We start from the raw sequence: 7791 nt of genomic DNA on the forward strand, positions 1-7791 counted from the left end.
ATCGACGCTATTGGCGCCAATGACTGATGGAGCGAGGGGACGATCAGCCAAATCCCGTCTTGAAGACCACGCTCTCGGTCTCATCCGTGGTGACGAAAATCACGCGAAGACCGAGATCGTTCTGATCATGATGGAGGGCCATGAAGCCGTAGTTGTGGTCCGCCCAATTAGCGTTCGTCCAAGCGAGCGCGTCCATTGCATGATCCTCGTCGTCGCAGTCCAGCACGCACCAGTAGGCGGGGCTGGCCCGATCAACGTGGGGCCATGAAACATCCATGACCTCCAGAAGGAGGTGGTGATGGAAGCCTGCCTCGCCCATCGCCGCGCCGCCGTCGTCACGAAGAGCCTCCCAGACGGCGGCGAGGGTCGAAAGCATCTGCGCGAGCGATGCTGCTCCCACCTCGTCCGAAGAACCGCAGATTTGCCGATGAAACTGCCGCGACATCACTTCACCACGCGGTATTGCGGCGCCTTCGGCAGCGCGGCCTTCGGATGACCACGGCCCGGCTTCTCCTCGGGAGCACCGCCCTTTACCTTGGTGTCATCGATCCAGCGGCGGTAGCAGGTCACTCCCGCCCACTCGCCGGAAGTCTCCAGCACCGGCCCCTCCCACCCCGCGATCCGCCGCTTGCTGTGCCGATAGTGGCCCGAACGGTCGTGCGGCGAATGCCCGGCACCGGTCGATTCCCCACGGGGATAGATCGCCCGACCCCCGACGTAGACCTTCTTGGTCAGATGGATGACCTTCATAGGCTCAACGGCGCGCTCTCCACGCTTCACGCGGGCAGCAGAGAACTTGGCCACACCACTCGGCGAGGCCGCCATGATGTGTTGCACGTTCGTATTGGCGAGCAGTTCCAGTCCCGACGCCGCGATGCCAATGACCCCCCACGCCGCGAAGCTACGGGCAAATTCTCCCGTGAACGCGATCCACCGATTAGGTTCAACAGAGAGTTGACCGGTAGCGTCGTAGAAGCAGATGGCAACATTCAGCGTGCCATTGACGTCGTTGAACGTCACGATACAGGTGCTTTCCCTCATATCGAAAACGATGGCCGCGCGTTGCTGGCCAATCTTGGTCAAGTTCATGAGGATGCTCGACACAGGCGGCGACTGGAGTTGGCTGGCGTCCTCGGGAAAGAACTCGGCTGCGCCGTCCATCAACAGCTTCCCGAAGTGGTAGCTGGCGCACGTCACGAGAGGCTCGAGATACTGCGGCTGGTGGCGCAGCGGAGCGATCTTCTCGACCCACCCGGGGCCGTGGAAATTGTATCCCTGACCCCGGTAAACGGCCTCAATCATCTCGTGATAGGTCTTGTTCACAGCGGCTCCTTCAGCAGTTGGTGACGAGCTAAAGGGTAGCGTTCCGGTAGGCGTGTGCCGGGGACCGCAGAAGTGCCGCAGATCGTTGAAGTATTTGAAGAAATGGACATCGCCGAGGTCAGCGACGTCCGCACAGTCGGCGCGGTCTACTGGTCGTTCCCAGCCGCGCAGCGGCAGGGGCTTTGTGACGACATCAACCTCGCGGCCGCGTCCAGCTATACGGTCGAACGACAACGCGAGCAGATAGCCAAGCTTGCCACATGGTGTTGTTTCGAGGTTCGGTGTGAGGTCGCCGTCCAGTTCGACCCATGGCTCGGTCTGTCTGATGACGAGCGAGGGCGGCTCGCCCGCTTTCTCCAAGGCGATTTCGACGCGGCGGTGATCGTCGCCCACGATGCCTTAAACCGGTGGCGCCCTAACAAGGGCTTGGAAACCCTGCTCCGAAGCACGAGAACGCTGCGCGTCTACCCGCCAAGCGATCTCGTCGATCACTTCATCTGGAACAGGCATTGGAAGCAGCAGTCAACAGCGCGCGCTGCGGCTCGGCGCGCTCGAACTCGCTACCGGCCGATCTTGGATGGGAAGCAGACAGCCGCCTACAGAGCCTATGTGCAGAAGCGGATCGAACGTTGGCCGGATTGGGAGAGCCTAACACGACAACAGAGGGCAGAGCGGTTAACAAGCGTCGGGGTCAGAACAATCACTGGCTTGCGCTTCAACGTCGAGCGGCTTCGGGACTTCGAGGAAAGTTTGGGCTTCGGCCGGGGCACCACCATCACGCCGGTGGGGGCCGAGGACTGAACCTCGCGTTGCCACTGGTCCCCAACCTCTGGAGTTCGGCGGCCTGTGCGCGGAGCCGCGCGATGAGTATCTCCTGACGCTGCGCCAACCAGTCCTGTGGGAGTTCACGGCGTTTCCAGCGTTCAAGGTCATCCATGGGAAACAGGAGATCATCGTCGTTCATCGCCGCGCCTCCGGCTTCAACCAGAGCACCGCCCACGCCACCCTCGCCGCCAGCATCAGGCGGCCTTCACGCCACAGGGTCTGGAAGAGTTCGACGAGCGCGTCCGCCGAGGGGCCGCGCCCTGAGCGGAGGCAAAGGTAGTTCTCTGCGCGGCCGAGCCATGCGCTGCTGAAGTGGCGATACGAGTCGGTCAGGCCGAGGCGTTGAAAGTGGTGATAGATGTCCATACCGGAGGTCTCCTTTCCGGTATTTATCCAAACCCGTCGCCCCTAAGCCTCTGTATCTCGCTCGTTCCAGTTCATGTTCCAGAGGCTCGCCACCTGACGGAGCCGCTTTGTCGCTCGCTCCTTGAGTTCCGGCGACAGGTGGCTCGATGCCGTCTGGGCCAGCCGCGTGATCTCCCGCAGGTCCGACGCCGACCACGCGTTCGTCACTTCGTGGCTCACTAACGCAAGCGAAGCCAAGATCACTCCGCAGTAGGCTTCTCGCGTGACCGCGTTCTGGATGACTGCCTGATCCTCCATCAGGATCAGATCGACGGCGTAGTCCGACGTCGCCTTGAACTGCGGCGGCGACGCTTTCACGATTTTTGTGGGGATGGAGTCGAACAGGCCCATGCAATCGGCCTTACAACCTGACCGACCCGTGGTCTATGACTGCTGGCGGGAGGGCCACAATGTTCGGTAGCAAAGACAAACAGACCCCGGGCCTGAAGATCGCGAACAGCTTCGATATCTACGAAGTGGAGCGGTCGCTGACAGGGGAGTGGCTGACGCTCGCCCTGTCCCGGTTCGAGCAGAATTATACCAGCCGTCATGACCGGAAGGATTGGGACTTCCCGACAGCCATAGGCGTCGTCCATTTCGAGACGGGAACTGACTTCGCCGTCCCGGCCCAACTGACCCTGATCGAGGATGAGGCGGCTGAAAGGGGTAAGACCGGCGTAGCCCACTACAACAGCCGCAACGACGGCAAGGGCGGCACCGAGATAATCATCTTGGAGGTCGCCGTGAAAGACGCGGACGGCAAGATCGCCAAGGCCCTTCAGGACGCCTTCACGTCGGCCGCGATCAGCGAAGAGCGATTCGTCCACGTCAGTTTCAGGCGGGCCAAGATGGACCCAGCCGAGTTCATCCCCGAATTGATCAAGAAACGCTACGGCGCCTATCACGACCTCATCGAGATCGACATCAAGCGTCGGACCCATCTGGCCAAAACCCCCGCTTGGTCGTGGCTCTGGAAGCGAGAATACTGATGGCCTCGTTCACGCTTATCACGCAGGGCATCACGGTTGGATACGCCGAAGACGGGTTCTTCGCGCGGGGCACGACCGACAACTTCCGTTGGAACGACCGGGGCGATTATGTCCACGGCGAACATCTCCCGAGGTTCACAGGCGAGGTCGTCGAATGGCGGATCGACAGCAACCCGATGACCCAGTGGGATCAGTATGCCTACTTCCTCCCGCCCGAAGAGAAGTCGAAACGCGAGGACATGCTGAAGGCGTTCTGGGCAGATCACCGAGAACCCTTCGCGAGACTTGAACGCGGCCGATACGTCGATGGCGGCGGCGCCCCTGTCGTCCTCTATATCAGCGTTCCGGCAGACCCGAGCATGACCAGTTTCATCATGTCGCTCGTGATGGCCGAGAAGGAGATGCACATCCACAGCGGCGGGTGGAATTTCCTGCATGACGACAGGCCCGCACCGGCCGTGAGCCACGCCGGATGGCAGGAGCGGTTCGAGCCAGCGTTCTCCAGCGACATGCCGATCTTGAGGATCAAATGAGGAGCAAGACCCGCATAGACCCGGATTGGGTAGAGACCGACCCGCACGCCCGGATCAAACGGGACCATGGTGCCATCCTGATCGAGCGGCTGAACAAGCTTCAAGCGGCCGGATACCGTATCGACCTGCAACGTAGCATCGACGCCGGTGACATCCCGCTTTTCCATCCGAACAAGAAGATGCCGAGGTTGGCCATCTGGGACGATGGGCTGGTCAACGACATGTATCCGAGCGATTTCAGAGATCGGGACCACGCCCGCACGATCTTCGAGCCGGAGGACTTCCAAGGGTTCAACCAGTTTGTCGCCCGCGTGCCCGCCCCGAACTGGATCGAGCAGATCAGGATCAGCACGGTCGAGGAAGCCTTCTACGTCATCCTCGCATGGTCGTTGTTCCTTGGGTTCATTTTCGCCTTCAGCAACATCGGCGAACGGGTGTGGGATTGGCTCAGGCAGAGCATGGCGCAGGATGTCGGCGGATCGGCCGTGACGGACGACCTCCGCAAGGCTTGGCCGGATGAGTTCATCGCCGAAGTTAAGTCCGCCGTTTTGGTCGTGGACCGCGAGCGCGCAGAAGATCGCCTGTCGGCGTTCGGGGGCAGCCGTGAGGACGCGAGACAGGACGCCGGGCACCTCGTCATCGAGCCTCACAAGCGATTCCGTGGCCCACCCGAGAAGGCCATCACGCATCGGCAGTCTCCCACGACAGGGGCTTCGAGCACTGGCGCAAGAGCGGCGCGGCCCGTTTTGAGCGGCGCATCGAGTTGTTGGCTCAGCGCAAGGACGGCAGTCCTGTGAATATCGAGCTTTGGATGTCGGTGACCCACATTCACGGCGTCCGACACATTCACTCCAACGTCCGCGACATCACCGAGCGGAAGCAGAACGCGGCAGAGCTTCTGGCGGCCAAGGTCGAAGCTGAAGCCGCCAACAAGGCCAAGTCCACCTTCCTCGCGAACATGAGCCATGAGCTTCGCACGCCCATGAACGGGGTGGTAGCCGTGGCCGATCTGCTGGCGAAGACGGGTTTGAACCCTCAGCAGTCCGAATTGGTGTCTATCATCCAGTCCTCCTCCGGGCAGCTTCTTCGCCTTGTCGGAGACATTCTTGACCTTTCTCGGATCGAGTCCGGGGAGATGGTGTTGGTCAGCAGCCCAATGTCTCTCCGCGATCTGATCAGGGAGGTGACGGGTGGACTGGAGGTCGCCGCGTCGGAGAAGCACCTGTCGCTCAGCGTGAGCATCGACCCGGCGGTCAGCGAGCAGGTCGAGGGCGACGCCACCCGTCTGAAGCAGGTGCTGACCAACCTCGTGTCCAACGCCATCAAGTTCACCGAGAGCGGCTCGGTGACGGTGACGGTGAGGCGAGCCGGAGAAGACGTGCGCTTCGAGGTCCATGACACGGGCATCGGCTTCAGCGAGGAGCAGCGCGCCGTCATCTTCGAGCGGTTCCAACAGGCTGACGGTAGCATCACACGCAAGTTCGGGGGCACCGGGCTTGGACTGGCGATCTCTCGCGAACTCGTCGCCGTGATGGGTGGCGAACTGGACTGCTGTGGATCGACGGGCGAAGGGGCGAGCTTCTGGTTCACTCTGCCGCTCAGGCCCGTGGCGACGGTTGCGGCGCCGGTCGAAAATGCGGCTGAAGTCCACACGACCAACAGCCGGGCACTCGTGGTTGACGACAATGCCACCAATCGCCGGGTCGCCGAACTGCTGCTTCAGTCAGTCGGCGCCGACGTTGTTTCCGTGGAGGACGGTCAACAGGCGGTCGATGCCTTCAGACGCGAACGCTACGACGTGATCCTGATGGACATGATGATGCCGGTCATGGATGGCCTCGCGGCCACGAAGGCAATCCGGCGCATCGAGGCCAAACAGCGTCTGCGTCACACGCCGATCATCATGCTCACGGCCAGCAGTCTGCCGGAGCACATCACGGCCAGCATGGACGCCGGAGCAGACCTTCACCTGCTCAAGCCGATCAACGCCGCCGCCCTGTTCGACGCACTAAACGTGGTTGGGAACGCTGAATCCGACGAGAACGAGCGTCCAGACGCGCACGCCGACGGGTAGTCGGTGAGCGGAGCGATGTGAGGCAGTCGCAGCATTTCCCGCCGCGCTACACGCACGATCTCCAACCGCGTGGCGCGAGCGGCGTCGATCAAGTCGGCGTCTCCGATGGCCGGGACTTCCTCGGCCGCCCCTTCTTGCGTGGCTCGCGCCCAGCCTTTTTGGCATCCTCGGCTCGCTTTTCGCTTCGCTTCAGAGACTTCCGCTGAAGGACTCTCCCGTCCGCCAGCGTCACCATCTCTGGCTCCTTCCGTCCGCGTCGTTTACCTTCGCCCGGCAGCGGGGGCAGGTTCATGATGCCAGCCTCACCGAGGGGCACCAGTTCGACCCTCCCAACTTCGGAAGCCATGAGCTTGGCGGCCAGACGCTCGGCCTGTTCCTTGGCGTAGAGGTAGATGTCGTAAGCTTTGTCGTATTCGGGGTTCCGAATGGCTCCACGCATTACGAACTGGAGCACATCTTCGTCCTCTCGCGCGATACGGATGTCGTCGTCGCTCAGGTTGAACACCGCTTGTAGCGGCGCATCGTCGTCCGTCCTGCCGCTGCTGTAGATCAGCGCACATGCCTTGGCCTCGCGCCATGTGTTGAGGCCCGCCACCCGAGGCAGAATTGACTCTCCAGATATGCGCCAGTCGAGCAGCTTCATCACCTCGGGGTTGCCCGACCAGAACTCGATGTGAGGTGCGTGCGCTCCGAGCCAATCGGCTACAGCCTTCAGTCTCTTGCGGCCTTCCGGCTGGTTCCACAGCCACGTCGAAGGCCGGTGACCCTGTGTGAAGTAGTGGATGTTGATCGACGGAGTGCCCGACCTCTGCATGGGCAGCGGCTCAGGAATGAGGCGGACCTTTTTGGCGAACCAGTGCTTCAGCACCTTCGCGCCCAAGCTGGTCTCGTAAGAGGCGCCCGCAATCTGGATCGACGAGAACCCTTCCAAGTCGGCTGGCGTCCAGATGGACCACCACGACATCTTGTTTTTCAGGCCCCGGAACGACCTGATATCGACGAGCACGCCGGAGGGCCGATAAGCCAGCCGGATCAGTTCCTCGATAGGGGCCAGCGCGGGATTGTTCTTCGTCTCGAAATAGCTGGGACGCGGCCCGACCGGTTTGAGGACGCGCCACTTGGCATGGCCGAAATCGTCCAGAGCGAAGAGACTCTCGAAGAGAGCCTCGGTTCCCTTCACCACAACCTTGCCGCTCTGGACGCTGTTCGGTGCCTCGTCGATACGGGCGTGCCATCCACGAAAGCCCGCAAGGTCTTCAGCCATCATGGAGACGTGGGTCAGCATGACGACCGCGTGGTGGTGGCTGCCATCTCGGACAGCCGCCAAGGCTTCTTCGATCTGCCGATTGATCTTCCGCTTGGGCTTGATGTCGGCGTGGATAGTGAAGACGGGAAGCGAGGAATTCGCCTTGCGGAACTCAGCAGCCTGTTCCTCGATCAGGGCCTTTGTCGGCATGGAGAAGAGGTAGAGGCCCGGCACGCGCAGGGCGTCCTCGCGCATCCGCGTAGTTTTTCGACAGCCGGGAGGCCCGGTCAGAACCCTGATCTCGACGGGAGTCGGATCAGGGATTGCTGGTTCCTCGGTCTCAAGAGGCATCCCCCTGTCCTTTCCCCGTCTGTCATTGGCGCCAATAGCGTCGAT

10 protein-coding genes are annotated in these 7791 nt (G+C 61.8%); 5 read left to right on the forward strand and 5 right to left on the reverse strand.

What is annotated here, in order from left to right; translation table 11 throughout:
* Positions 1 to 43: 43 nt before the first annotated feature.
* Together VH88_RS15200 and VH88_RS15205 are read right to left on the reverse strand one after the other, a co-directional pair.
* Positions 44 to 445, reverse strand: coding sequence for a hypothetical protein (locus VH88_RS15200; protein WP_045811999.1), 402 nt, complete (start codon positions 443 to 445; stop codon positions 44 to 46).
* Positions 445 to 1323, reverse strand: coding sequence for a hypothetical protein (locus tag VH88_RS15205; protein WP_045812000.1), 879 nt, complete (start codon positions 1321 to 1323; stop codon positions 445 to 447). The genes VH88_RS15200 and VH88_RS15205 overlap by 1 nt, the downstream gene beginning before the upstream one ends.
* Before the next feature lie 72 nt (positions 1324 to 1395).
* On the opposite strand from VH88_RS15205, the gene VH88_RS15210 reads away from it, so the two are divergent.
* The gene (locus VH88_RS15210) at positions 1396 to 2124 is read left to right on the forward strand and encodes a hypothetical protein (protein ID WP_156146881.1); all 729 of its coding nucleotides are present in this window, start codon (positions 1396 to 1398) and stop codon (positions 2122 to 2124) included.
* A gap of 159 nt (positions 2125 to 2283) precedes the next feature.
* Here the strand turns inward: VH88_RS15210 and VH88_RS15220 are convergent, their stop codons facing one another.
* Both VH88_RS15220 and VH88_RS15225 read right to left on the reverse strand, forming a co-directional pair.
* Complete coding sequence (locus VH88_RS15220; protein WP_045812003.1) at positions 2284 to 2514, reverse strand: DUF6626 family protein; 231 nt, start codon at positions 2512 to 2514, stop codon at positions 2284 to 2286.
* 42 nt (positions 2515 to 2556) lie between these two features.
* Complete coding sequence (locus tag VH88_RS15225; RefSeq protein WP_045812004.1) at positions 2557 to 2904, reverse strand: hypothetical protein; 348 nt, start codon at positions 2902 to 2904, stop codon at positions 2557 to 2559.
* A gap of 59 nt (positions 2905 to 2963) precedes the next feature.
* On the opposite strand from VH88_RS15225, the gene VH88_RS15230 reads away from it, so the two are divergent.
* Genes VH88_RS15230 through VH88_RS15245 form a run of 4 tightly spaced genes read left to right on the forward strand, consistent with a single transcriptional unit; the run spans position 2964 to position 6149 of the window.
* On the forward strand, positions 2964 to 3542 hold the full coding sequence (locus VH88_RS15230) for a hypothetical protein (RefSeq protein WP_045812005.1): 579 nt from the start codon (positions 2964 to 2966) through the stop codon (positions 3540 to 3542).
* On the forward strand, positions 3542 to 4075 hold the full coding sequence (locus VH88_RS15235) for a hypothetical protein (protein WP_045812006.1): 534 nt from the start codon (positions 3542 to 3544) through the stop codon (positions 4073 to 4075). Before VH88_RS15230 ends, VH88_RS15235 begins: the two co-directional genes overlap by 1 nt.
* A complete protein-coding gene (locus VH88_RS15240) occupies positions 4072 to 4872 on the forward strand; it encodes a hypothetical protein (protein ID WP_045812007.1) in 801 nt (266 codons plus the stop codon). Before VH88_RS15235 ends, VH88_RS15240 begins: the two co-directional genes overlap by 4 nt.
* Positions 4869 to 6149: an ATP-binding protein gene (locus VH88_RS15245; protein WP_052689647.1), complete on the forward strand. Its 1281-nt coding sequence runs from the start codon at positions 4869 to 4871 to the stop codon at positions 6147 to 6149. Before VH88_RS15240 ends, VH88_RS15245 begins: the two co-directional genes overlap by 4 nt.
* Positions 6150 to 6237: 88 nt before the next feature.
* Here VH88_RS15245 and VH88_RS15250 read toward each other — a convergent pair.
* Positions 6238 to 7791, reverse strand: a 1554-nt coding sequence (locus tag VH88_RS15250; protein WP_231576712.1) for a hypothetical protein, incomplete at its 5' end; no start/stop codon positions are given.

It is taken from the genome of Brevundimonas sp. KM4 (assembly GCF_000964075.1).
Classification (GTDB): domain Bacteria; phylum Pseudomonadota; class Alphaproteobacteria; order Caulobacterales; family Caulobacteraceae; genus Brevundimonas; species Brevundimonas huaxiensis.